Origin of the sequence: Variovorax sp. W1I1, assembly GCF_030815625.1 — a bacterium.
Lineage (GTDB): Bacteria > Pseudomonadota > Gammaproteobacteria > Burkholderiales > Burkholderiaceae_C > Variovorax > Variovorax paradoxus_C.
In genome coordinates this window covers 6,431,575-6,454,488 of record NZ_JAUSWZ010000001.1, presented here as the reverse complement: position 1 = coordinate 6,454,488, position 22,914 = coordinate 6,431,575, and the positions used below count along the sequence as shown (strand labels likewise).

At 67.4% G+C, this 22,914-nt stretch carries 23 protein-coding genes and 1 pseudogene; 14 read left to right on the top strand and 10 right to left on the bottom strand.

What is annotated here, in order from left to right; all coding sequences use genetic code 11:
• Positions 1-124: 124 nt before the first annotated feature.
• Together QFZ83_RS30075 and QFZ83_RS30070 are read right to left on the bottom strand one after the other, a co-directional pair.
• Positions 125-1,090, bottom strand: coding sequence for an IS110 family transposase (locus QFZ83_RS30075; protein ID WP_013541048.1), 966 nt, complete (start codon positions 1,088-1,090; stop codon positions 125-127).
• 292 nt (positions 1,091-1,382) lie between these two features.
• Positions 1,383-2,255 carry a M48 family metallopeptidase gene (locus tag QFZ83_RS30070; protein WP_013538738.1) on the bottom strand — a complete coding sequence of 291 codons (873 nt, stop codon included), beginning with the start codon at positions 2,253-2,255 and terminating at the stop codon, positions 1,383-1,385.
• Between the two features lie 60 nt (positions 2,256-2,315).
• Between QFZ83_RS30070 and QFZ83_RS30065 the strand changes: the two genes are divergently transcribed.
• The 8 genes from QFZ83_RS30065 to QFZ83_RS30030 all read left to right on the top strand — a co-directional run bounded on the left by QFZ83_RS30065 (position 2,316) and on the right by QFZ83_RS30030 (position 11,992).
• Positions 2,316-3,701, top strand: a complete 1,386-nt coding sequence (locus tag QFZ83_RS30065) for an MFS transporter (RefSeq protein ID WP_013538737.1) — start codon at positions 2,316-2,318, stop codon at positions 3,699-3,701.
• Between the two features lie 145 nt (positions 3,702-3,846).
• A complete protein-coding gene (locus tag QFZ83_RS30060; protein WP_307512026.1) occupies positions 3,847-5,052 on the top strand; it encodes a beta-ketoacyl-[acyl-carrier-protein] synthase family protein in 1,206 nt (401 codons plus the stop codon).
• A complete protein-coding gene (locus tag QFZ83_RS30055) occupies positions 5,049-5,906 on the top strand; it encodes a beta-ketoacyl synthase chain length factor (RefSeq protein WP_307512024.1) in 858 nt (285 codons plus the stop codon). The genes QFZ83_RS30060 and QFZ83_RS30055 overlap by 4 nt, the downstream gene beginning before the upstream one ends.
• Before the next feature lie 4 nt (positions 5,907-5,910).
• Positions 5,911-7,560, top strand: a complete 1,650-nt coding sequence (locus QFZ83_RS30050; protein ID WP_307512022.1) for an NAD(P)/FAD-dependent oxidoreductase — start codon at positions 5,911-5,913, stop codon at positions 7,558-7,560.
• A 53-nt stretch (positions 7,561-7,613) separates the two neighbouring features.
• A complete protein-coding gene (locus QFZ83_RS30045; RefSeq protein ID WP_013538733.1) occupies positions 7,614-8,336 on the top strand; it encodes a response regulator transcription factor in 723 nt (240 codons plus the stop codon).
• A 6-nt stretch (positions 8,337-8,342) separates the two neighbouring features.
• Positions 8,343-9,542, top strand: coding sequence for an ATP-binding protein (locus tag QFZ83_RS30040; RefSeq protein WP_307512021.1), 1,200 nt, complete (start codon positions 8,343-8,345; stop codon positions 9,540-9,542).
• Between the two features lie 144 nt (positions 9,543-9,686).
• Complete coding sequence (locus tag QFZ83_RS30035; protein WP_307512020.1) at positions 9,687-10,937, top strand: O-antigen ligase; 1,251 nt, start codon at positions 9,687-9,689, stop codon at positions 10,935-10,937.
• A gap of 5 nt (positions 10,938-10,942) precedes the next feature.
• A complete protein-coding gene (locus tag QFZ83_RS30030) occupies positions 10,943-11,992 on the top strand; it encodes a hypothetical protein (protein ID WP_307512018.1) in 1,050 nt (349 codons plus the stop codon).
• A 1-nt stretch (position 11,993) separates the two neighbouring features.
• On the opposite strand, the gene QFZ83_RS30025 is transcribed toward QFZ83_RS30030, so the two are convergent.
• The 3 genes from QFZ83_RS30025 to QFZ83_RS30015 are packed head-to-tail and all read right to left on the bottom strand — an operon-like array spanning position 11,994 to position 13,598.
• Complete coding sequence (locus tag QFZ83_RS30025) at positions 11,994-12,410, bottom strand: ABZJ_00895 family protein (protein WP_306880975.1); 417 nt, start codon at positions 12,408-12,410, stop codon at positions 11,994-11,996.
• A gap of 16 nt (positions 12,411-12,426) precedes the next feature.
• Positions 12,427-12,636, bottom strand: a complete 210-nt coding sequence (locus tag QFZ83_RS30020) for a zinc-finger domain-containing protein (RefSeq protein WP_013538728.1) — start codon at positions 12,634-12,636, stop codon at positions 12,427-12,429.
• Between the two features lie 8 nt (positions 12,637-12,644).
• Positions 12,645-13,598: a branched-chain amino acid transaminase gene (locus QFZ83_RS30015; RefSeq protein WP_198789380.1), complete on the bottom strand. Its 954-nt coding sequence runs from the start codon at positions 13,596-13,598 to the stop codon at positions 12,645-12,647.
• Between the two features lie 134 nt (positions 13,599-13,732).
• On the opposite strand from QFZ83_RS30015, the gene QFZ83_RS30010 reads away from it, so the two are divergent.
• Positions 13,733-14,734, top strand: coding sequence for a recombination-associated protein RdgC (locus QFZ83_RS30010; RefSeq protein ID WP_306880974.1), 1,002 nt, complete (start codon positions 13,733-13,735; stop codon positions 14,732-14,734).
• Positions 14,735-14,741: 7 nt separating this feature from the next.
• Here the strand turns inward: QFZ83_RS30010 and QFZ83_RS30005 are convergent, their stop codons facing one another.
• From QFZ83_RS30005 to QFZ83_RS29995, 3 genes are read right to left on the bottom strand one after another with little or no spacing between them, the layout of a single operon-like run.
• Positions 14,742-15,953 (bottom strand): M20 aminoacylase family protein, encoded by a 1,212-nt coding sequence (locus QFZ83_RS30005; protein WP_307512016.1) that lies wholly within the window; start codon positions 15,951-15,953, stop codon positions 14,742-14,744.
• 48 nt (positions 15,954-16,001) lie between these two features.
• Positions 16,002-17,351: an MFS transporter gene (locus tag QFZ83_RS30000; protein ID WP_306880972.1), complete on the bottom strand. Its 1,350-nt coding sequence runs from the start codon at positions 17,349-17,351 to the stop codon at positions 16,002-16,004.
• A 36-nt stretch (positions 17,352-17,387) separates the two neighbouring features.
• Positions 17,388-17,537, bottom strand: coding sequence for a hypothetical protein (locus QFZ83_RS29995; protein ID WP_307512875.1), 150 nt, complete (start codon positions 17,535-17,537; stop codon positions 17,388-17,390).
• Between QFZ83_RS29995 and QFZ83_RS29990 the strand changes: the two are divergent.
• Positions 17,481-18,424 (top strand): annotated as a pseudogene (locus QFZ83_RS29990) (LysR family transcriptional regulator). The gene QFZ83_RS29995 and the pseudogene QFZ83_RS29990 sit on opposite strands and share 57 nt — an antisense overlap.
• Here the strand turns inward: QFZ83_RS29990 and QFZ83_RS29985 are convergent.
• Positions 18,421-18,846: a glycerate kinase gene (locus QFZ83_RS29985; protein ID WP_306880970.1), complete on the bottom strand. Its 426-nt coding sequence runs from the start codon at positions 18,844-18,846 to the stop codon at positions 18,421-18,423. The pseudogene QFZ83_RS29990 and the gene QFZ83_RS29985 sit on opposite strands and share 4 nt — an antisense overlap.
• Between QFZ83_RS29985 and QFZ83_RS29980 the strand changes: the two genes are divergently transcribed.
• Entirely contained in the window at positions 18,846-19,496 is a 651-nt protein-coding gene (locus QFZ83_RS29980; RefSeq protein WP_306880969.1) for a hypothetical protein, read from the top strand. The genes QFZ83_RS29985 and QFZ83_RS29980 overlap by 1 nt on opposite strands.
• 55 nt (positions 19,497-19,551) lie before the next feature.
• Here QFZ83_RS29980 and radA read toward each other — a convergent pair whose 3' ends face one another.
• Positions 19,552-20,940 carry a DNA repair protein RadA gene (gene radA, locus QFZ83_RS29975; RefSeq protein WP_013538720.1) on the bottom strand — a complete coding sequence of 463 codons (1,389 nt, stop codon included), beginning with the start codon at positions 20,938-20,940 and terminating at the stop codon, positions 19,552-19,554.
• 102 nt (positions 20,941-21,042) lie between these two features.
• On the opposite strand from radA, the gene hpaR reads away from it, so the two are divergent.
• The 3 genes from hpaR to QFZ83_RS29960 are packed head-to-tail and all read left to right on the top strand — an operon-like array spanning position 21,043 to position 22,879.
• Positions 21,043-21,477 carry a homoprotocatechuate degradation operon regulator HpaR gene (gene hpaR, locus QFZ83_RS29970; RefSeq protein ID WP_013538719.1) on the top strand — a complete coding sequence of 145 codons (435 nt, stop codon included), beginning with the start codon at positions 21,043-21,045 and terminating at the stop codon, positions 21,475-21,477.
• The gene (locus tag QFZ83_RS29965; protein ID WP_307512013.1) at positions 21,474-22,112 is read left to right on the top strand and encodes a fumarylacetoacetate hydrolase family protein; all 639 of its coding nucleotides are present in this window, start codon (positions 21,474-21,476) and stop codon (positions 22,110-22,112) included. The genes hpaR and QFZ83_RS29965 overlap by 4 nt, the downstream gene beginning before the upstream one ends.
• Entirely contained in the window at positions 22,109-22,879 is a 771-nt protein-coding gene (locus tag QFZ83_RS29960; RefSeq protein WP_307512011.1) for a fumarylacetoacetate hydrolase family protein, read from the top strand. Before QFZ83_RS29965 ends, QFZ83_RS29960 begins: the two co-directional genes overlap by 4 nt.
• The last annotated feature ends 35 nt before the right edge of the window (positions 22,880-22,914 follow it).

Genomic DNA, 22,914 nt, shown 5'->3' with positions numbered 1-22,914 from the left:
GGCATCCAAACTTGTGTACAAGTCGAGATGCAAGCAATGTGCCAGCCGGAATGACGGCTGTGCTGAAGACCGGGTTGGGGAGATTTGCTCCCTCTCCCCTCGGGGAGAGCAACCGTGTCAATACCTACCGAGCAATCGGGTCAGTGCGCCAGGGCTGCTCGGACTTGAGCATGGCGTTGAGAATGACGAGCAGCTTGCGCATGCAGGCGGTGATGGCAACCTTGAAGGGCTTGCCGGCAGCGCGCAGGCGCTCGTACATCGCCTTGATCACGGGGTTGCATCGCGCTGCGCTGAGCGCGGCCATGTACAGCACGCAGCGCACGTCTGCGCGCCCGCCCTGGATGTACCTCTGGCCACGGCGCTTGCCGCTGTCGTCGGCAAACGGGGCGACGCCCGCCAGCGCAGCGATGCGCTTTCTCTCCAGCGTGCCCAGCTCGGGCATGCGGCTGAGCAAGGTGGTGATCGTCACCCGTCCCACGCCCGGCACGCTGTCCAGAAGGTCGTATTTGGGCCGATACAGAGGCGAGTCCTTCAAGCGCCCGTCCAGGTCACGCTCGATCTGCCTGATGCGTGCATCGAGCCACGCGATGTGCTCGCGCACGCTCTTGCGCGCAACCGGCTTGACCGTGGTCAGGCGCGCCTTCTCCTGCGCTCGCATCGCCACCAGTTGCGCGCGCCGGTCCACCAGCTCGGTAAGTTCCTGCTGCGCCTCGTCAGGCAGTGCATGCACCTGCGGGCGCATGCGTTGGGCAAATACCGCGAGCACCTGCGCGTCCAGCTTGTCGGTCTTGGCCAGGATGCCCGCGGCGCGGGCAAAGTCGCGCACCCGCTTCGGATTGACCACCGCCACGGGAACGCCGGCCAGGCACAACTGGCTTGCCAGCGCAGTTTCAAAGCCACCCGTGGCTTCCAGCACCACCAGCGTGGGTCGCAGCCGTTTGAGTTGCTCCACGAGAACGGCACGGGCACCATCCTCGTTGTCCACGCGCAAAGCAAATGCACTGGCTTCACCTGCAGCCAAGGCGGGCACTTGTGCCACGTCCAGCCAGGCCTTGCATACGTCGATACCGATAAAGATTTCGTCGTTCATGACACAGCGCCCTTCCTTGTGTTCGATGCGGTCTCTCAGACCTCACAACCGTTCGGGCTGTCTGTTCACTACGAACCGAGGTCGGCCGGCACGACCCTCGCTCCCCCTCGGTATGACCATGAAGGCCTACCCTGGGTCGATCGGCCTGTGCCGGCCAAGCGCTACTTTGCTACATACAAGGGTTGGGGTGAGGGTGAGGTGCCGCCGATGAGGCGCAACTCTTATATGAAGGCCGCTGCCCTCACCCCCGCCCTCTCCCAGCGGAAGAGGGAGTCATGCAGGGAGGCCGGCCTCAGCTCCGCTTGGCGTTCCGGTAAAGGCTCTCCACCTTCGGGATGTTCGCCTCGAGCTTCGCGATCCGGTCGGTCCCGCTCGGGTGCGTCGAGAGAAAGCTCAAGCCGCCCTGGTTCTTCGAGGCGGTCGCCATCTTGTTCCACAGCGACACCGAGGCCTTCGGGTCGTAGCCCGCGCGTGCCGCGAGTTCGAGCCCCACGAGGTCGGCTTCGGTCTCGTCGCTGCGGCTGAACTTGAGCGTGATGAGCTGCGTGCCGGCGCGCGCCGCGATGTCGCCCACCTGCCCGAGGCCCAGCAGCTGCGCGCCGATCGACAGCGCCGCACCGGTGCCGGCGCTCTTGGCCATGCGGGCGCGGGCGTGTTCGCGCAGCGCGTGGGCCATCTCGTGGCCCATCACCATCGCGACCTCGTCGTCGCTCAGCTTGAGTTGCTCGAGGATGCCGGTGAAGAAGGCGATCTTGCCGCCGGGCATGCAGAAGGCGTTGATCTGCTTGCTGCCGATCAGGTTGACCTCCCACTTCCATTCGCGCGCCCGTGTGTTCCAGGGCGTGGCGAAGGGAATGAGCCGCTGCGCGATGGCACGCAGCCGCTGCAGTTGCGCATTGTTGTCGCCGGCGAGCGCGTTCTTGGCGCGAGCCTGCGCGAGCAACTGGCCGTACTGCTGGACGCCGGCCGCCTCGATCTTGTCCGCCGGCACGAGGTTGCGTGCCACCGACGCATTGCCGACGTTGACCTGCGCGAAGGCCGGACCGCCGAGCGCCGTGGTGGCCGCACCGGCCGCGGCCAGCAGGAAGGCTCTTCGCGGCTGCCAGGGCGAGGCCGGGGAAGCGGCCGAGGCGGCGGAAATGGGGCGTTCGCATCGTGTGCACATAGGGGGCGGATCATAGGAACAAATGAAGACAAACGGGCCGGCCGATTCCCGCGGCGGCTCATGGACAATCCGGGGCTCATGTCCGCTCCGCCGCTCGAAACCCCCACCACCCCCTCACCGTCCTGGCGCGACACGCTGAAGGTCTACCTCGAGCCGGCCACGCTGCGCATGCTGGCGCTGGGCTTCTCGGCCGGGCTGCCGCTGTTGCTGGTGCTGGGCACGCTGAGCTTTCGCCTGCGCGAAGCGGGCATCGACCGCACCACCATCGGCTACCTGAGCTGGGTGGGCCTGGCCTACGGCTTCAAATGGGTCTGGGCGCCGCTGGTCGACCGGATGCCGCTGCCGCCGCTGACCACGCTGCTCGGGCGGCGCCGCGGCTGGCTGCTGCTGGCGCAGGCGCTGGTGATCGTCGGGCTGGTCGGCATGGCGATGAACGATCCGCGCAACGGGCTCGCGCCGCTGGTCTGGTGCGCGCTGCTGGTGGCCTTCGGCTCGGCCACGCAGGACATCGCGCTGGACGCCTTTCGCATCGAATCGGCCGAGACGCGCAAGCAGGCCGCGCTCGCCGCCGCGTATCAAACGGGCTACCGGCTCGCGATGATCTGGGCCGGCGCCGGCGTGCTGTGGGTCGCGGCCTGGGCCGAGGTGGCGCCCGCCGTCGCCGCGACCGGCGCGGCGGCCTACCAGAACGGCGCCTGGAAAACCGCCTACCTCGTGATGGCCGCCTCGATGGGCGTAGGCGTGCTCACGGTGCTGCTGTCGCCCGAGCCGGTGCGGCTCGTGCTGCCCAAGGCGAAGAACGCGGCCGAGTGGCTGCAGAACGTGCTGATCGATCCCTTTGCCGATTTCATCCGCCGCTACAAGTGGCAGGCCGCGCTGATCCTCGCGCTGATCGCCATCTACCGCATCAGCGACGTGGTGATGGGCATCATGGCCAACCCGTTCTACGTGGACATGGGCTTCACCAAGGACGAGGTGGCCACGGTCAGCAAGATCTACGGCGTGGTCATGACGCTGGTGGGCGCCTTCGTGGGCGGCGTGCTCTCGATGCGCCTGGGCGTGATGCGCGTGCTGATGCTGGGAGCGGTGCTCAGTGCCGCGAGCAACCTGCTGTTCGCCTGGCTGGCCTCGCGCGGGCACGACCTCACGGCGCTCATCGCGGTGGTCTCGGCCGACAACCTGGCCGGCGGCATCGCCTCGGCGGCCTTCATCGCCTACCTGTCGAGCCTGACCAACATCAGCTACTCGGCCACGCAGTACGCTCTGTTCAGCTCGCTGATGCTGCTGCTGCCCAAGTTCATTGCGGGCTATTCGGGCGCCTTCGTCGATGCCTACGGCTACAGCCAGTTCTTCACCGCCACCGCGCTGCTGGGCGTGCCGGTGCTGCTCCTGGTGGCGCTGGCCTCGCGCCTCACGACGACCACAAGCGCCGCCGACCGTCAATAGGGCCGTGGCCCTAGGCTGCACTTATGGGAAACAGCCGACGCGGGCCCGGGCGCTCTGCTGGTAGGCTGCGTGACATTCATTGCCTGAAAATTACGCCTGTCGTCACACCGACGTTCTTTCGCTTGTCGCAGCTCCAAGAATCATCGTGCTCTCCCGTATTTCCCCTCTACAGATCAGCGCCTACACGGCCACCTCGGCCGTCGGCGTCGGCAAGGCGCCGCTGGCCGAAGCGCTCGAAAACTCGCGCAGCGGCCTGCGTGCCAACGACTTCGGCGATGCGCCCCTGCCCACATGGATCGGCCGCGTCGACGGGCTCGAAGAAGTCCGCCTGCCGGAGCCGCTGGCCTCGTGGGACTGCCGCAACAACCGGCTCGCCTGGCTGGGCCTGCAGGCCGATGGTTTTCTCGAAGCGGTGGCCGCCGCGCGCAAGAAGTACGGCGCCTCGCGCGTCGCGCTGATCCTGGGCACCTCGACCTCGAGCATCGGCGAGACCGAGCTGGCCTACACACAGCTCGATGGGAACGGCATGTTCCCGCCCGACCAGCGCCGCGCCGCGGTGCATACGCCCCATTCGCTCGCCATGTTCGTGCAGCAGGTGCTCGGGCTCGAAGGCCCCAGCGAGACGATCTCGACCGCCTGTTCGTCCAGCGCCAAGGTGTTCGCCTCGGCCGAGCGGTTGATCCGCCTGGGCCTGGCCGATGCGGCGGTGGTCGGCGGCGTGGACACGCTTTGCGGCAGCGTGCTGTTCGGCTTCAATTCGCTGGAGCTGGTGTCGACGGAGCCCTGCCGTCCGTTCGATGCCGGACGCAACGGCATCAGTCTGGGCGAAGCGGCGGGCTTCGCGTTGGTCGAACGCGTGCAGGGCGGGGCCGATGCGGCACCGCTGCGCCTCCTGGGCTACGGCGAGGCGAGCGACGCGCACCACATGTCGACGCCGCATCCCGAGGGCCTGGGCGCCGAGCGCGCGCTCGACGAGGCCCTGTTGCGCGCGGGACTTCCGCCCGAGGCGATCGACTACATCAACATGCACGGCACCGCGAGCCAGAAGAACGACGAGGTCGAAGGCGCCCTGGTGGCGCGCCGCTTCCCGGCCTCCACGCACGCGAGTTCGACCAAGGGCTTCATGGGCCACACGCTGGGCGCGGCGGGCATCGTCGAGGCGGTGATCAGCCTGCTGGCCATCGAACGCGGCCTGAAGCCGGGCACGGTGGGCACCCGCACGATCGACGAAGGCTTCGGACCGCAGATCCGGCTCGCACCCGAACACGGCGAGGTGCGCTACGCGCTCTCCAACTCCTTCGGTTTCGGCGGCAACAACTGCTCGCTGGTGTTCGGCAAGGCGGCCGCATGAGCACGACGACCGCGACGCCCCCCACCCTCTACATCGAAGGCCCGGCCTTCTGGACGCCCACCCTCCCCGGCTGGGACGCCGCGCGCGCGGCCTTCCGCGGCGAAGGCACGCTGACCGATCCGCCGGCCAAGCGCCCGTCGCCGCAGGTGCTGGCCCCGGCCGAGCGCCGCCGTGCGCCCGACACCGTGGCGCTGGCGCTCGAAGTGGCCGCCGCCTCCATGGCCGCCTCGGGCCGCAACGCGGCCGACGTGCCCTGTGTGTTCGCCTCGGCGCACGGCGACCTGTCGATCAACGACTACATGTGCGGCACGCTCGCGAGCGATCCGAAGATGCTCTCGCCCACCAAGTTCCACAACTCCGTGCACAACGCGGCCGTGGGGTACTGGACCATCGGCACGGGCTGCATGGCGGCGAGCAATGCCGTGTCGGCCTATGAAAACAGCTTCGCCTCCGGCCTGCTCGAAGCGGCCGTGCAATGCGCGGCCGACCAGGAGCCGGTGCTGCTGGTGGGCTACGACACGCCCACCGTCGGCGCCCTGACATCGGTGACCGACAGCCGCGGCATGCTCGCGGTGGCGATGGTGATCGCGCCCGTGCGCACCGAGCGCAGCGTGGCCGCGCTGCAGTGGTCGCTGGCCCCCCACGGTGCGGCGGGCGACGACGCGGCGGCCACCTACACGCCGCTGCGATCGGAAGCCGCAAAGTCGCTGGTGGCCATCAACCCGATGGCGCAGGCGCTCGGCCTGTTCGAATCGCTGGCGCACGTCGAAGGCGGGGACGAACCGGCGTTCGGCCTGCAGCTCTCGCCCACCCTGTCACTCAGGCTGCAGCTGCGGCCTCCTCCGAAGGACTGACACCATGACCGACACTGCGCTGGATTCGTTTGACGCAGTGATCATGGGAGGCGGTCTCGCCGGCCTCACGCTGGCGATCCAGCTGAAGCAGCGCTTCGGCGACCTGAAGGTGCTGGTGCTGGAGCGCCGCACGCACCCGGTGCCGCACGCGGCCCACAAGGTGGGCGAATCGTCGGTCGAGATCGGGGCGCACTACTTCGACACGGTGCTCGGGCTCAAGGCGCACATGGACGAAGCGCAGCTGCGCAAGTTCGGCTTTCGCTTCTTCTTCAGCGAAGGCCGCAGCGACATCGACAACGTCACCGAGATCGGCGCGAGCCGCTACCTGGCGGTGCCCAGCTACCAGATCGACCGCGGCATCTTCGAGAACTTCCTGGCCGAGGAAGCCGTGCGGCACGGCGTGCGCTTCGTCGACAGCGCGCTGGTGCGGCGCATCGAGCTGGCCGAAAACCCCGCGGCGCCCCATCGCATCGAATGGACGCGCGGCGACGAAACCCACGCCACGGAGGCGCGCTGGCTCATCGACGCCTGCGGCCGCGCCGGCATGCTCAAGCGCAAGCTCGGCCTTGCCGAGCCCAACGCGCACGACGTCAACGCGGTGTGGTTCCGCATCGGCGAGCGCATCGCGGTCGACGACTGGAGCGACAACGCCGAATGGCGCGAACGCTGCAATCCGCAGGCGCGCTGGCTCTCGACCAACCACTTCGTGGGCGCCGGCTACTGGGCCTGGCTGATTCCGCTGGCCTCCGGCTCGCACTCGGTGGGCATCGTGGCCGACCCGGCGCTGCATCCGCTGGACACCATCGACACCTTCGAGAAGGCGATGGCCTGGTTCGCCACCTACCAGCCGCGCCTGTACGAGGCGCTGGACGGCAAGCGCCACCTGCTGCAGGACTTCGCGTTCCTCAAGCACTTCTCGCACGGCTGCAAGCAGGTGTTCTCGGGCGAGCGCTGGGCGATGACGGGCGAGGCGGGGCTCTTTCTCGACCCGTTCTATTCGCCCGGCAGCGACTTCATCGCGATCGCCAACACCTACATCACCGACCTCGTCGCGCAGGACCGCGCCGGCCGGCCGCTGGAAGCCCGGGCCCAGCTCTACGACCAGATCTACCACTCGTTCTACGAGAGCACGCTGGCGCTCTACCAGGACCAGTACCCGCTCTTCGGCGACCCGGAGGTGCTGCCGGTGAAGGTGATCTGGGACTACGCGTACTACTGGGGCGTGCTCGCGCAGATCTTCTTCCAGCGGCGCCTGACCGACCTGCCGGCGCTCGGAAGCCTGAAGGACGAACTGCAGCACTGCCAGCGCCTGAATGTCGCGGTGCAGCGGCTGATGCGCGACTGGTCGGCCTCGAGCAACAAGAGCAACCCGGCCGTGATGCTCGACCAGGCCGCGATGCCGTGGTTCGCCGAGCTCAACCGCAGCCTGAAGGACACGCTCGACGACGCCGGCTTCAAGGACCGCATCCGGGCTTCGACGGTCATGCTGCGGCAACTGGCCGGCGAAATCCTCGGGCGGGCGCGCACCGCCGATCCGGACGTGGAGGCCGGCGCCCTGTTGGCGCTTCTCGAAGAAAACCGCGGGAAACCACCCGCGGCGGCGGCCCGCGACGCTATGCTTTTCGCAGCACCTCCGGTTGACACCCACGCCTGAGGTTTACCCAACTTTACGGAGCGTTCAAGCCCGCTTGCTCCCTGTGGACGACCATGAAGCGCATGAGCACCCCCCAACTCCTGATGATCGAAGACGACGCCCGCCTGGCGCAGATGGTGGGCGAGTACCTGACGCAGTCGGGCTTCGCCTTCAACCACGCCGGTGACGGCGCGAGCGGCCTGGAGCAATTGCAGCAGCACGCCCCCGACCTCGTGATCCTCGACCTGATGCTGCCCGACACCGACGGGCTCGAAGTCTGCCGCCGCATCCGCGCGCTGCCCGGCCCGATCTCCAAGGTCTCGGTGCTGATGCTCACCGCCAAGGGCGACCCGATGGACCGCATCATCGGCCTGGAAATCGGCGCCGACGACTACCTGCCCAAGCCATTCGAGCCACGCGAGCTGCTGGCGCGCATCCGCGCCGTGCTGCGCCGCCGCAGCGAGAACGCCACCGAGAGCGAAGCCTCCACCGTGATGCGCTTCGGCACGCTGGAGATCGACCGCAATGCGCGCACCGTGTCGGTGGCTGGCGCGCTGGCCGACCTCACCTCCTACCAGTTCGACCTGTTGGTCGCGATGGCCGAGCGCGCGGGCCGCGTGCTCACGCGCGACCAGATCATGGAAGCGGTGCGCGGCCGCGAGCTCGAGGCCTTCGACCGCTCGATCGACGTGCACATGGGCCGCATCCGCGCCGCGATAGAAGTCGATGCGAAGAACCCGAAGCGCATCCTCACCGTGCGCGGCGTCGGCTACGTGTTCGCCAAGCAACAAGACTGAGGCTTGATGCTGCGCAAGCTCTACTCCGGCCACCTCTACGTCCGCATCTGGCTCGCGGTGGTGGGCGGCGTGGTCATCCTCACGCTGATGGCCAACTGGATCGTGCGCGAGGCCGCCGAGGCCGAGCGCGAGCGGCTGGCGCCGGTGCCGCGCAACGTGGTCGTGCTCGATGCGCAGGACCGGACGATCGGTTCGGGCACCGCATTGCGCGTGCCGGGCCAGGGACTGGAATTCGACGTGACGCTGAGCGACGGCAAGGCCATCACGCTGCGCGTGGCGCCCCGCGAGCGGGCCACCGGCACCGGCGGCTTCGCGCCGTGGCGCACGCCCTTCGGCCTCGGCTGGATGATCGCGCTGGTGGGCGTGGCAGTGGCATTGGGCGTCTACCCCATCGTGCGGCGCATCACGCAGCGGCTGGAAACGCTGCAGCGCGGCGTGCAGCGCTGGGGCGATGGCGATCTCTCGGTGCGCGTGACCGAAGAAGGGCAGGACGAAGTGGCTGATCTTTCCAAACGATTCAACGCGTCGGCCGAACGCATCGAGCAGCTGGTGCGCTCGCACAAGTCGCTGCTGGCCAACGCGTCGCACGAGCTGCGCTCGCCGCTCACCCGCATCCGCATGGGGCTGGAGCTGATGGGCGAGCACCCAAGCCCCAAGGCGCGCGAGGAAATCTCGCGCAACATCGGCGAACTCGACCAGCTCATCGACGAGATCCTGCTCGCCAGCCGCCTGGATGCGAGCGAGGCCGACATGGGCACCATCGAGGCGGTCGACCTCACGGGTCTCGCCGCCGAGGAATGCTCGCAGGTGAATGCCGAGCTCGACCTGGCCGAGGGCACCGACAACGCGGCGCTCACGGTGCCGGGCGTCTCCCGCCTTTTGCGCCGCGCGATCCGCAACCTGCTGGAAAACGCCCGCCGCTACGGCGCCGGCAGCATCAGCGTGGAACTGGGCAGCGCCAACGGCTTTGCCACCGTGCGCGTGAACGACCGCGGCCCCGGCGTGCCGCCGGCCCTGCGCGAACGCATCTTCGAGCCCTTCTACCGCCTGCCCGGCGCCAGCGAGCGCAATGGCGGCGTGGGCCTGGGGCTGGCACTGGTGAAGTCGATTGCCGAGCGGCACGGCGGCACCGTGCGCTGCGAAGACGCGCCGGAAGGCGGGGCGAGCTTCGTGATCCGGCTGCCGGTGGCTGCGACCGCGCACTGACACACCCGAATCCCTTTCGCGGGACGCCGCGGAACCGGCTTCGCCGGGCCGCAGGCGTCGCCCCCGGCGAGGGGGAAGGAGAAGCGACACGAAGTGCGCGAAGCCTGGGGGAGTACCAAGCCTGCACCCTAAAATCCCGCCCCTATGCAGAGATCGCACATCGTTCGGCCCGCGGCCATGTTCTGGGGGCTGGTGGTGTTCATGCCGGTCGGCGTCACCTACCTGTCGGCCATCCTGTTGCTGCTCGCGATGCTGGTTGCCGGCGGATACGCCGAACGCTTCGCGCGCCTGCGCGCCAATCCGCTGTGGTGGCCGGTGGTGGCCTACCTGGCCTGGACCCTTTTGGTGCTCGCCTTCGGTCCGCACTACCCGGAGACCGGCTCCAACCTCTTTCACGGCGTGCGCATCGGCCTCACGATCCTGATGGCGATGGCGCTCACGCGCGAAGAAGCGATCTGGGCGTTGCGCGGCTTCCTGCTGATCGCGGCACTGAACATCCTGCTGATCGTTCTGCACTACGCCATCGGCTTTCCGGTCTGGTCGCCGCTGCGGGGGGTGGTCATGGAGGTGGGCAACAAGTCGATCAGCAACGCGCTGCTGTTCAGCGTGGTGGCCGCCACGGCTGCCGTGTGGGGCATTGCGCAGATCGCTGGTCACAAGCCGCTGCGCGCCATTCCGGCCTTCTTGCTGATGCTGGGGCTGGGCTTCGTGGTCGCGCTGCCGCTGACATCGCGCACCTCGGTGCTCGCGCTGCTGCTGGTGGTTCCGGTGGTGTGCATCCACCAGTGGCGCAACCATCTGAAGATGCTGGTGAGCGCGCTGGTGCTGGGAGCGGTCGTGATCGGGGCCGCGCTCTATCAGTTGCCGCAGCTGCAGCACAAGGTCGAGACCGGCGTGCAGGAAATCGAGGAGGCGCAAACCGGCGCGGTCTTCCACGGAAGCTGGGTCATCCGGTACTACATGTACCGCGACACCGGCCTCATGATCGCCGACCGGCCGCTCACCGGCTGGGGCATCGGCGGCTGGACCAGCCAGTGGCACAAGCGCGGCCCGGCCTTGTTCGCGGACTCGAACATGCCGCACAACGACTTTCTCTGGGTGGGCGCGCAGGGCGGATTGCCCGCGCTGCTGAGCCTGCTGGTCATCATGGTGGCGGCGGTATGGCAGGCGTGGCGGCGTCCCGACATCGCCGGCCGCTTCGCATTGGCCGCAACGCTGATCGCGCTGATCGCATCGAGCGTGAACTCGGCCATGCGCGATGCGCAGATCGGCCTCGCGCTGCTCTGGATCGCGATGGTGTATCTGCGGCTCGCGCAGGAAAAGAACGATCCCGCGCCGTGGCGCGACCTGTGGCCGTGGCGTCGGCCGGACCTGAACACAAACCTGACGGCATAAAGACCATGCGACGCATCCTCGCCACCCTGCTTCTGGCCTGCACCTTCGGTGCGCACGCGGCCCCCGCCGTCGTGCAGGGCCTCGTCCATGGCTCAGGCCCCGAGGCGCAACGCTTTCCCTGGGTGCGCACCGACGACGCCAAGGTCGCCGATCGCATCAACCAGTTTCTTTTCATCGACACCTTCGAGGCCATGGCGCCGGCACGCGCCGCGGAGGGCCTGCGCGGCGTCGATGCGAAAAACTGGGAGCGGTTGCCGAACCTCGGCTACGCGGTGCTGCGCAACGACGGCCGCGTGCTGTCGCTGCGCGTCGAAGGGGAAGGCTGCGGCGCGTATTGCGAAAGCTTCTCCGTCGGGCACGCGTTCGATGCGACGACCGGGCGTCATCTCTCGCCGGGCGACCTGTTCACCGCCGAGGGCCTTGCCGACATGGCGCGCAAGATCCAGGCGAACAACGCCGCCAGGCTGCGCAAGGAGATTGCCGCGCTGGGGAGCAAGGCGCGCAGCAAGGAGGAAGCGCGCGAAGACAAGATCGCGCTCTACACCGAGTGCCTGACGTCGCGCCAGGACCCGGTCTACCAGAAGATCGAGGGCATGCGCGGCATGGAGATCGATGCGACGGGCGTGCTGTTCACGCAGGGCCGCTGCAGCAACCACGCGATGCGCGCGCTGGACGACCTCGATGACTTCAGCACCCGCTTCACGCCCGCCCAGCTCGGGCCGTGGCTCACGGCGTATGGCCGCGCGCTGCTGCTGGGCGAAGGCGCGGCGCCTGCACCAGCATCGCCGTTCGACCAGGTGTTGCACGGCACCATCGATGCGCGCCTGCCGGTGACCCTGCGGCTGGAGGCGCTGCGCAGCGACGGCTCTGTCGCCGCCACGTATTTCTACGACCGCTATCGCAAAGCGATCTCGGTGTTCGGCAAATACCAGAACGGCGTGCTGCTGCTCGAGGAGTCCAGCGACACGCGCCTGCGCCTCAAGCCCGATGGCGCCGGCCTGCGCGGCGAATGGATCAGCGGCCAGAAGACGTTGCCGATGGTCCTCGCGCCCTGATTCAACCGATCTTGTTGCGCCGGGCCTCGACCGCCGCGTGCTGCTTGCCGGCAAAGCCGACGAAGAACCAGATCACCAGCGCGTGCAGCACGCCGACGAAAAGCAGCACCAGCAAGGCCGGCCCCAGCGACAGGCCTGTCACACCGGCGAACACCGCGACCGCCACCGTCACCGCGGCCTGGATCGCCATGTCGATGACGAGCATGCCCAGGACGGCGCGCTTCTTTTCCTCGGGGGTGAAGTAGCGGCCGTTCTTCTTGGCGAAGTCCATGCACACCCACGCCACGGTGCCGAGCAAGGCGGCCATGTTGCCGCCCGTGCTGGAGCTGGCGCCCGCCAGGTTCAGCGCGACGCCGACGACGATCAGCAGCACCACGTAGGCTGCGGCAAAGCGCCACAGCAGGCCGCGAAGCGTCACCTCAGGTCAGGCCAACTCAGTGGCGCGCCGACACGGCTTCACCGGCCTTCAGCCGATACACCGTGCCGCAGTATGGGCACTTGGCTTCGCCGGTGCGCGCCACGTCCAGGTAGACCTTGGGATGGCTGTTCCAGAGCTTCATGTCGGCCTTGGGGCTGGGGCAGAACACGCCGCCCTGATGGTTGAGCTCCTTGGCCAGGAGTTCGACGACTGCATTGGTAGACATGTGTTTTCTCAGACTTTCGTGAGCCAGTGGGCGTACTTGGGATTCTTGCCGTTCACGATGTCGAAGAAGGCAGACTGGATCTTCTCGGTGATCGGGCCGCGCGAGCCGCCGTCGCCACGGTTGCCGATCTCGATGCGGTCGAGTTCGCGGATCGGCGTCACTTCGGCGGCGGTGCCGGTGAAGAAGGCTTCGTCGGAGATGTAGACCTCGTCGCGCGTGATGCGCTTCTGCACGAGTTCGATACCGAGGTCCTTGCAGATGTGCAGGATCGTGTTGCGCGTGATGCCGTTCAGGGCGCCGGCCGAGAGATCAGGCGTGTACACCACGCCGCCCTTGACCACGAAGATGTTCTCGCCCGCGCCTTCCGACACGAAGCCGCTCGCATCGAGCAGCAACGCTTCGTCGTAGCCGTCATCCAGCGCTTCCATGTTCGCCAGGATCGAGTTCGTGTAGTTGCTCACAGACTTGGCCTGCGTCATCGTGATGTTGACGTGGTGGCGGGTGTAGCTCGATGTCTTCACACGGATGCCGCGGCGCATGCCTTCTTCGCCGAGGTAGGCACCCCAGGACCAGGCCGCGACCATGGCGTGGATCTTGTTGCCCTTGGGGCTCACGCCCAGCTTTTCGGAGCCGATCCAGATGAGGGGGCGCAGGTAGCAGCTTTCCAGCTTGTTCTCGCGCACGACCTGCTTCTGGGCTTCGTTCAGTTGCTCCTGCGAGAAGGGGATCTTCATGCGCAGGATCTTGGCGCTGTTGAACAGCCGCTCGGTGTGCTCGGCCAGGCGGAAGATGGAGGTGCCGCCGTCCGCCGTCTTGTAGGCGCGCACGCCCTCGAAGGCGCCGCACCCGTAGTGCAGCGTGTGGCTCAGCACGTGGATCTTGGCGTCACGCCAGTCCACGAGTTCGCCGTCCATCCAGATCTTGCCGTCACGGTCGTCCAGCGAGGGGGGGATCGAGCTCATTTCCTGATTCCTTTGGGAGCGGTGTGGGGGTGCGACAGAGGGGGAAGTCGCAAAAGCTTTCGATTTTAAGGCGGCGCCCGGAATCGGGTGCCCGACAATGGCCGGTTGTGCAAACCAGTGGAAAAAGGGTTTCCGTGTCCGTATTCAAGAACGTCATCGTCTATCGCATCGAACCTGCCTGGTCCCAAACGTTGGCCGAGGCAGAAGAGGGCTTGGGCAAGCACCGCTTCGAGCCCTGCGGCCCCTCGCAGGAAAAGTCCGCCGGCTGGGCCGAGCCCCGCGGCGAAGCCGGCGGCCCGCTGGTCGAATCCATCGACGGCCAGTGGCTCGTCGAATACATGATCGAGAGCAAGCAGGTCCCCGGTTCCGTGGTGCGCCGCAAGCTGGACGAGCGCTGCGCGCAGATCGAGGCCACCACCGGCCGCAAGCCCGGCAAGAAGGAAAAGAAGGAGCTCAAGGAAGACATCACCCTCGAGCTGCTGCCGATGGCCTTCACCCGCAGCGCGCGCGTGGCGGTGTGGATCGACAAGGCCGAGAACCGCCTCGTGATCAACAGCGGCAACGCCTCGCGCGCCGACGAAGTGGTCACCAGCCTCGTGAAGTCGCTCGACGGCTTTGCGGTGGCACTGATCAACACGCAGATCGAACCGGCCGCCGCCATGGCGAACTGGCTGCTGACGCAGGAGCCGCCGGCCGGCTTCACCATCGACCGCGAGTGCGAACTCAAGGCCTCGGACGATTCGAAGGCCGTGGTGCGCTACGCCAAGCACCCGCTCGATATCGAGGAAGTGCAGAAGCACATCACCGACGGCAAGCGGCCCACTCGCCTCGCGCTCACCTGGGACGACCGCGTGTCGTTCGAGCTGACGCACGGCATGCTGATCCGCAAGATCGTGTTCCTCGAGGGCACGGGCGACGGCGCGGCGGGCGGCAAGAAGGAAGACAACTACGACGCCGACGTGGCAATCGCGACCGGCGAACTCGGCCAGCTGGTGCCGGCACTGCTCGATGCGTTGGGCGGCGAGGCGGCGTTCGGTGCTGCACCGGCGGACGAAGCACCGAAGCCCGCCGCCAAGGCGGCATCGGCCCCCGCGACGCCGGCCGACGCCGTCGAGGAAGAAGACGCGCCCTTCTGATCGAAGATCAGGCGACCAGGTAGGTCTGGGCCAAACGGACCCAGCACGCGGCGCCCAGGGGCAGCACCTGGTCGTTGAAGTCATAGCCGGGGTTGTGCACCATGCAGCCCCCGAACTCACCCTCCCCGTTGCCGAGCAGCACGTAGCAGCCCGGCAACTCGGCGAGCATCCAGGCGAAGTCCTCGCTGCCCGCAAAGCCCTTCGGCGCCTCGGTGACCACGTGCTCCGCACCGACCAGTTCGCCGCAGACCTGCTCCATCAGCCGGCATTCGGCCGCGGTGTTGATCACCGGCGGCACGAGCTGGCGGTAGTCGATCTCGGCCTCGACGCCGTGGGCCTGTGCCGTGAGGCTCACGATCTCGCGGATGCGCTGCTCGACCACCGCGCGCGTCTCGGGCCGCGCCGCCCTCACGTTGAGGCCCAGCGCCACCGACTGCGGAATCACGTTGTGCGTGGCGCCACCACGGATGAAGCCGACCGACACGACGGCCGTGTCGCCCGGCGTCACATTGCGCGCCACCACGGTCTGCAGGGCCGTCACCACAGCGGCGGCGGCGGGCACCGGATCGCGTGAGAGATGCGGCATCGCGCCATGCCCGCCCACGCCCTTGATCGTGACGTCGGCCACGTCCGAAGACAGCGTGACCGGCCCCTCGATCACCAGGAAGCTGCCGACCGGCACGCCCGGTGCGTTGTGCAGCGCGTAGACCGCATCGCAGGGGAAGCGCTCGAACAGGCCGTCCTCGATCATTGCGCGCGCGCCGCAGAGGTTTTCTTCGTCGGGCTGGAAGATCAGGTTGAGCGTGCCGTCGAAATCGCGGCGCTTCGCGAGCGCCTTGGCAGCCGCGAGCAGGATGGCGGTGTGGCCGTCGTGGCCGCAGGCGTGCATGCGGCCGTGGGTCTTGCTCGCATAGGGCAGGCCCGTGGCCTCGACGATGGGGAGCGCATCCATGTCGGCGCGGATGCCCAGCCGCCGCGTGCCGCTGCCGACCTTGAGCTGCGCCACGATGCCGGTCTTGCCGATGCCCGTGTGCACCGCGTAGCCCCATTCGCGCAGAAGGTTGGCGACCAGCTCGCCGGTCGCGCCCACCTCGAAGCCGAGTTCGGGGTTGGCGTGGATCTGTCGGCGGATGTCGACGAAGGCCTGGGTGTCGACGTCGGCCTGCGGCAGCAATCGGGACAGGAGCCGGGTGGTCTGGAGACTGAGTTCGCGGGTCATGGATGGATGTGGTTGTCTGCTGTTCTTCGATGTGGGGAGGAAGTCTTTTCAGTCGGCCCTGCGCGCGCGCAGGCTCACGAGCGCACAGATGCTCAGCACGCCGCAGGCCATCATGTAGAAGGCCGGCGACATCGGGTTGCCGGTCGTCGCGAGCAGCCAGGTCACGATGAATTGCGAGGAGCCGCCGAACACCGTCACGCCGACGCTGTAGATCACCGAGATGCCGCTCGCGCGCACGCCGATCGGCAGCATCTCGAGCAGGATCAGGAACAGGGGCGTGGTGCCGAGGTTCACGATCGCCGTCAGCAGCACCGACAGGCACAGCACCAGCGGCACGCTCGGGTAGTGGTTGATGAGCCAGAAGGCCGGATACACCGCCAGCACGCCGAGCACCAGCGAGCCGATCACCAGCGGCTTGCGGTTCGGCAACCTGTCGGCCAGGCGCCCCGAAAGCAGCGCCACCGCGAACATCGTGATGCCGGTGGCGCAACCCGACAGCAGCGACAGCGACGGCGGCATGTGCAGCACGCGGATCATGTAGGTCGGCATGAAGAACACGACCAGGTACATGGCGGCCGTGCCCGCCGTGATGGAGAAGATGCCCTTGAGCACCGTGCCTCCGTGCTCGCGCAGCAGCCGGCCCATCGGGCTGGATTCGTGGCTGCGGGCCTGGTGCGTTTCCTCCAGGTTGGCGCGGATGTAGAAGCCGACCGGCGCAATCAGCAGGCCGAACAGGAACGGCAGTCGCCAGCCCCAGCTCTCGAGCGAGGCCTGCGGCAGCGCGGCGTACAGCGCGGCGCCGGTGAGTGCGCCCAACACCGCCGCGATGCCCTGGCTCGCGAGCTGCCAGCTCACGCGAAAGCCGCGGCCCCGGATGCCGCCCGACTCCATCAGCATCGAGGTGGCGGCGCCCACCTCGCCGCCGAGCGAGAAGCCCTGCAGGAGGCGCCCCGCCAGGATCATCAGCGAGCCGAACACGCCGGCCGAGGCGTATGTGGGCGCGAGCGCGATGCACAGCGTGCCCGCCACCATGAGGCCGATGGTGAGCGTCAGCGCGGCCTTGCGTCCCTTGCGGTCGGCGTAGCTGCCGATGACCACGCCGCCCAGCGGCCGCATCACGAAGCCGATGCCGAAGGTGGCTACGGCCAGCAGCAGCGAGCCGTAGGGGCTGTCGGACGGGAAGAACAGCTTGCCGATCAGGAGCGCGAAGAAGCTGTAGACGGTGAAGTCGTACATCTCGAGCGCATTGCCCAGCGAGCAGGCGGCGATCAGGCGGAACTGGGTCTGCTTGCCCTTGTGCTTGCCCTTCGCCTGCACGGTGTCGGCAGGGGAAGACGGCGCGGCGGCCGTCGGGGGAGCGCCCCCCATCTGGCTTGCGGGCAAAGCGGCTTCACTCATCGAATCGACTCCACGAACAGAACAGCGGCGGAGTATTCAGGCAAAGCGCGCCAGCGCAGAATCACATATTTTCATGCTGATAACCAAATGGAATCCCCCAAGGGATTCCACCGGGATCACGGAGGAAAGATGAAGCTGCAACAACTGCGCGTTCTCCTGGCGGTCGCCCAGAACGGAAGCATCCATGAGGCGGCGCGCAGCCTGCACATCACGCAGCCGGCGCTGTCCAAGACGATCGCCGAACTGGAGCGCGAACTCGGCGTGACGCTGATGCTGCGCACCACGCGCGGCGTGAACCTCACGGCCTATGGCACGGCACTGGTCAGCGCGCGAGTCTGGTCGAGCAGGAGCTGCGGCATGCGCTCGAGGACATCGAGGCGATTCGCGGGCACGACGAGGCGCAGCTCAACATCGGCTTCACGGCAGTGGCCTCGGGCGGGCCGCTGCCCAATGCGATGGCGTCGTTCAGGCAGCGCTTTCCCAACGTGGCGCTGCGCGCCTACGAGCAGCGGCCGCAGCAGCTCTTCGAAGGACTGCGCGAAGGCCGGCTCGACCTGGCGCTGGTCTCGACCTGCAACGGGCCCGGCACCAACGTCTTTCAGTGGGAGCCGCTGTTCTCGCTGTCGATGCATGTGGCGGTGCGCACCGGCCATCCGCTGCGGCGGGTGCGGAAACTCCGCACGTTGCTGGAGGCCGACTGGCTGGTGCTCGATCCCATCGACGAGCCCGGTAGCCCGCTGGTATCGACGATGCGCGTGAATGGGCTGGAGATGCCCAAGCGCATGGTGCAAAGCGCGTCGAACCTGCTGGGTCTGCAGTTGGCCACGCAGACCGACCTCGTGAGCATGTGGTCGGACAGTGTGTTCCACGACGCGGGCGCGGTGCGGATGCAGCCCGGTCTGCTGGAGCGCCTGCCGATCACCGACGAAGTGCCGGACTTCGATGTCTACCTGGTCTACCGCTCGGCAGATCTCATGACCCACATGTGCGCGGAGTTCGCCAAGGAAGTGCGCCACCACGCGAAGGTGAATCCGCTGTGGCGCCGGCCGCGCCGCAAGGCCGGTGCGGATTAGCTGGCCGGGGTTTCTTCTTCGGGCGTCTCGGGCCGCGTCATTTCCCAGCTCTGCAGCTTGCCGGCGTTGAACACCGCATCGACGTACGAGCCGCCCGTGTCGGTCCAGCGGTAGAGCTCGGGCTGCGTGTCCGCGGGGGAGCGCAGTTCGCCGAGTGCGCGTGTCATGGCGATGACGTGCATCAGGGTCGCGCCCTGCTTGAGCTTGGCGTTGAGCATCACCGCGCTGGCCACGTAGCCCACCGGCCGGTCGGCAGCCCGCTTGAGCACCTGCATCGCGCGGTTGAAGTGCAGCAGCAGGAACATCACGATGACGCCGCCGGTCAGTGCGACGCCGGCCCAGCCGTAGCTGCGCCACGCCAGGCCGAGAAGGACGATGCCGCCTACGGGCACCAGCAATTTCTGGAAATTCATGGCGCGCATTGTCGCCGCTCGATGCTTTGCGCCCTGTCGGCGCATTCGAAAGTTCACATATCGACATGGGCACAGCGGCGCTGTATCGGCCGTGGCTACCACCGGGCGCGAAAAACGGTACTCACCGCGAAATGCGAGTGGCGCGGTGGCGCGAGGCGGCACATTTCACCGCACGGGCATCAACCCGGGCCACAGAAAAGCGTATGAATATTCCGCGTTCCGCCACCATCGTTCGTCTCACTCTCGCCGCCACACTCACCGCCGCCGCACTCAGCGGTTGCTACGTGGTGCCCATCGCACAACCCGCACCCGCGGCGCCGCCTTCGCAGGCCTATGCCGTTGCACCGGGACCGATCGCGCAGAGCTTCAGTGCACGCCTGTATCCGTCGAACGCCGAAGCGGCGCGCTACGGAACCGTCGCAGGCACGGTGACCAACGACATGAACGGCCGCGGCCACTTCAACGCGCAGATTGGCGGTGAACAGTTTCAGGGAGAGGCGACCCGGGTTGCCGGCTCGCGAGGTGCCGGTGTGGCAAATGCCAGCGGCAATCGCGGCGGCAACCTGAGTTGCCAGTACACGATGAACTCGGCCACGTTGGGCAGCGGCCAATGCGTGCTCAACAGCGGGCCGGCGTTCACGATGCACATCGGGGGATAGGGAGGGTGGCCCGGCGCGTCACAGGCGCGCCGGGCATTTTTTCCCAATGAGTGAATCAATCGAGGCGGCGGACCACGTCCATCGCCTCTTCGATGCGTTCGACGGGATGGATGGTCAAGCCCTCGATCTCCTTCGAACCTTTGCGCGGTGCGTTGGCCTTGGGCACCACCGCGATGCTGAAGCCCAGCTTGGCGGCTTCACGCAGACGCTCCTGACCACGCGGTGCGGGGCGCACTTCACCGGCGAGGCCCACTTCACCGAACGCGATGAACCCCTTGGGCAGCGGCTTGCCGCGCAGGCTCGAGGTGATGGCCAGCATCACGGCCAGGTCGGCCGCGGGCTCGCTGATGCGCACGCCGCCCACCGCGTTCACGAACACGTCCTGGTCCATGCAGGCCACGCCCGCGTGGCGGTGCAGCACCGCGAGCAGCATCGCGAGACGGTCGCGGTCCAGGCCCACCGACAGGCGCCGCGGGCTCGGCCCGCCGTTGTCGACCAGCGCCTGGATTTCCACCAGCATCGGCCGCGTGCCTTCGAGCGTGACCAGCACCACGCTGCCGGGCACCGGCTCGGCGTGCTGGCTCAGGAAGATCGCGCTCGGATTCGCCACGCCCTTCAAGCCCCGCTCGGTCATCGCGAACACGCCGATCTCGTTCACGGCGCCGAAGCGGTTCTTGATGGCGCGCACGAGGCGGAAGCTCGAATGCGTGTCGCCTTCGAAATACAGCACCGTGTCGACCATGTGCTCGAGCACGCGCGGGCCGGCGAGCGCACCTTCCTTGGTGACGTGGCCCACCAGCACCACGGCCGTGCCGCTGGTCTTGGCAAAGCGCGTGAGGTGCGCGGCGCATTCGCGCACCTGCGCCACGGAACCTGGCGCTGAAGTGAGTTGGTCGGAGTACACCGTCTGGATGGAGTCGATCACCGCGATCGCGGGCCGCGTGGCGTCGAGCGTGGCAATGATCTTCTCGAGCTGGATTTCGGCGAGCACCTGCACCTGCGAGTGATCGAGTCCGAGCCGGCGCGAGCGCAGCGCGACCTGCGCGCCGCTTTCCTCGCCTGTCACATAGAGCGCGTTCTGCCCCGCGCGCTGCAGCGCATCGACCGCCTGCAGCAGCAGCGTGGATTTACCGATGCCCGGATCGCCACCGATGAGCGTCACGCCGCCCGAAACGATGCCTCCGCCCAGCACGCGGTCGAGTTCGTCGATGCCGGTGGGCGTGCGTGCGATGTCGGTCGCCTCGATCTCCGAGAGCGTCGCCAGTTCGGACACACCCGCGAGCGGCGAGAACTGCGTGCCGAAGCGGTTGTTGGCCGGCGCGTTGCTGCCGGCCACCTGTTCAATCAATGTGTTCCACGCACCGCAGCTCGGGCATTTGCCGAGCCACTTGGGGCTGGTGCCGCCGCATTCACTGCAGACGAAAGTCGTTTTGTCCTTGGCCATCGGTCGAGTTTAGGTGTCCGCACAAACCCTGATGGCCGGTGGCTTGGAAAGAAATCGCCATTCATTTAACATGTTAACTAATTTGATGATGAGGCCTTGTTCTTGAGCACCACCTTCACCCACCGCAATTTGCCGCGCCTGCTGCTGCAGGCCCGCGAAGCCGTGATGGCCCACACGCGGCCCAGCCTGCGCGAGCACGCGCTGTCCGACCAGCAATGGCGCGTGCTGCGCGTGCTCGGCGAACACGGCGCGGTCGACACCGGCCGGGTCGCGCGCGAAGCTTTCATCCTCGGGCCCAGCCTCACCGGCGTGCTCGCCCGCATGGAGCGCGACAACCTCATCACGCGTGCCCGCGACCCGGCCGACCAGCGCCGCACCGTGGTCGAAGCCACGCCGCACGGCATGAAGCTGGTCAAGCGCCTGGGCACCAGCATCGAGGCGCACTACGACTGGATGGAAAAGTCGCTCGGCAAGGCCAAGCTCACGCAGCTCTACGGCCTGCTCGACGAACTGATCGCACTGGAGCAGCCCTCATGAGCACCGCCTCGCATTTCCTTCCCACAGGCACCGTGTACGGCACGCTGCTGAACTTCCGCGCCGAGGTCGAAACACTCGCGCCGCAGATGACGCAGCCGCCCTACAAGGCACCGCCCAAAGCACCCGTGCTCTACGTGAAAACCGCCAACACCTGGAGCCCGCACGGCAGCGCCATCGCCGTGCCTTCGTCGGTTCCCGAAGTGGAGATCGGCGCGAGCGTCGGCATGGTGATCGGCGCCGAAGGCGACATCGAGGGCTTCGTGCTGATGAACGACCTGTCGATCCCGCATGCAAGCTTCTTCCGCCCGCCAGTGAAGTTCAAGTGCCTCGACGGCTTCCTCGGCATCGGCCCCGCGATGCGCGATGCGCAGGACGTGGCCGACCCCGCGAACTTCCGCGTCGAGGTGCGCATCAACGGCGAACTGAAGCAGTCGATCGACTTCTCGCAGCTCGTGCGTCCTGCGCAGCAGTTGCTCGCCGACGTCGGCGAATTCATGACGCTCGCACATGGCGACGTGCTGATGCTCGGTTGCGATGCGGGCCGACCGCTGGCGCGCGCGGGCGACCACATCGACATCTCCGCGCCAGGCTTCGAAACATTGACCCACACGCTGGTGCAGGAGACCGCCCCATGAAGCACGCACGCGTCATTCACGAAGGCCGCGAGCACACCGGCATCGCCCACGAATTCAATGGCCAGCCAGACGCTGCCGTCCGTCTCGAAGACGGCCGCGTCGTTCCGCAAGAGCAGCTCACCTGGCTCCCACCGCTCGCGCCCACCGCACGCCCGCGCACCATCCTCGCGCTCGGCCTCAACTACGCCGACCACGCGAAGGAGCTCGAGTTCAAGGCGCCCGAGGAACCGCTGGTCTTCGTCAAGGGCCAGAGCACTTTGATCGGCCACCGCCAACTCACGCACCGGCCCGCCGGCGTGCAGTTCATGCACTACGAATGCGAGCTCGCGATCGTGGTCGGCAAGACCGCGAGGAACGTGAAGCGCGACGACGCCTACGACTTCATCGGCGGCTACACGGTCGCCAACGACTACGCGATCCGCGACTACCTGGAGAACTGGTACCGCCCGAACCTGCGCGTGAAGAACCGCGACACCTGCACGCCGCTCGGCCCCTGGTTCGTCGATGCGGCCGATGTACCGGACCGGATGGCGCTTGCGTTGCGCACCACCGTCAACGGCACCGTCACGCAGCAGGGCAACACGCGCGACATGATCTTCGATGCGCCCTTTCTCATCGAGTACTTCAGCCGCTTCATGACGCTCTCGCCCGGCGACCTGATCCTCACTGGCACGCCCGACGGCGTCGTCGATTGCAAGCCGGGCGATGTGATCGTCACCGAGATCGAGCACATCGGCGCGCTGGTCAACACCATCGCCACAGCTTGAATTTTTTCCTGTCACACACACAAAACCAGCGGAGA